The following is a 1120-nucleotide window of genomic DNA, read 5'->3' as shown; positions in this document are numbered from 1 at the left end:
GCGATGTCGGCGGCGACGCCGGTTGCTTGCCAGGCCAAGTCGGCATCGACCTTCGCCAAGGCATCCGTTGCGGCTGCAAGTTGTTTGTTGATTGCGTCGAGATTGCTCATGACTGACCATCCGCTTGCACCGGTTCCAGCTCAAACAATGCGTCGTAGCGTTTGGTCCGCACGATCTGCTCCCAGGTCTGATCGGGCAGCTGCGCGATCATCTGACTCAGGCGTTCGGCTTGCGGCACGTCGGGGTTGGTCAGGTAGGCCCTGACCATGGCGTCGTCGTCGAAGGACGGCGACACAGTCATCATCAGGCCGGCGAACAGGTGCTGGGCGGTGGGATCGGTGATGCCGTAGCTGGTGGCGCGCGCGACGGCGGCGATGGCGATCTCGCGCAGCATGCCGCGCTTGATGCCGGCGATGTCGTCCGGGCAGGTTTCGTCCCAGTGCCGCACGATGCTGTCGTACAGGTTCTCTTTGTCGAAGTACATCAGCTGGTCGCGCTGGGCCAGCGTGAGGCTGATGGGGGCGAAGGCGTAGCGGGCGATGTCGGCCGGCGTGGCGGGCACGATGTCGATGCTGTAGCGCTGCTGGCGGCGCGGCTCCAGCGCGCTCCAGGCGCTCACGGGGGCGAAGAAGTAGCGCTTCTGNCTGTAGCGCTGCTGGCGGCGCGGCTCCAGCGCGCTCCAGGCGCTCACGGGGGCGAAGAAGTAGCGCTTCTGCTGCGCGTCGAGCGCAGAGGGCAGGCCAAGCAGGATGCGCGGATCGTAGAAGCGCATGACGACTTTTTGACCGTCGTCGATTTCGCAGTCGAGGCGGCGCGTGAGCATGGGGGCGAGCACGGGCAGCGCGTARGGRCTGCCGATCCAGCTGACGCTGGGCGCGGCCTGTTCCAGCTGCAGCAGCCATTTGATCAGTTCTTCATGCTCGCGCGGGGTGGCAATCAGCAGTGGCGCGGCAGCGGTCAGGTGTTCTTCGGGTGTGCCATCGAACAGCGATTTCCATTGCGCGTCCGGGAAGCGCGTGGTCAGTTCGCGCCATGCRTGGTCGTGCTGGGAGCAGTCGAGCAGGGCGTAGGTGTGGGTTGGGTTGTCCATGTTTTTTCTTGTCGCTTAGCGGACCAGGAA

The 1120-nt window shown here is 64.9% G+C and carries 1 protein-coding gene; it reads right to left on the bottom strand.

Annotated features, from left to right (window positions below; translation table 11 throughout):
* Nucleotides 1-644: 644 nt before the first annotated feature.
* Nucleotides 645-1090, bottom strand: a 446-nt coding sequence (locus ASC94_RS34240; RefSeq protein ID WP_373888108.1) for a DUF4123 domain-containing protein, incomplete at its 3' end; no start/stop codon positions are given.
* Between the last annotated feature and the right edge of the window lie 30 nt (nucleotides 1091-1120).

The sequence above is a fragment of the Massilia sp. Root418 genome (assembly GCF_001425265.1).
GTDB lineage: Bacteria > Pseudomonadota > Gammaproteobacteria > Burkholderiales > Burkholderiaceae_D > Rugamonas.
The sequence above is the reverse complement of the archived record's forward strand: the minus strand, read 5'-3'. Positions and strand labels throughout refer to the sequence as shown.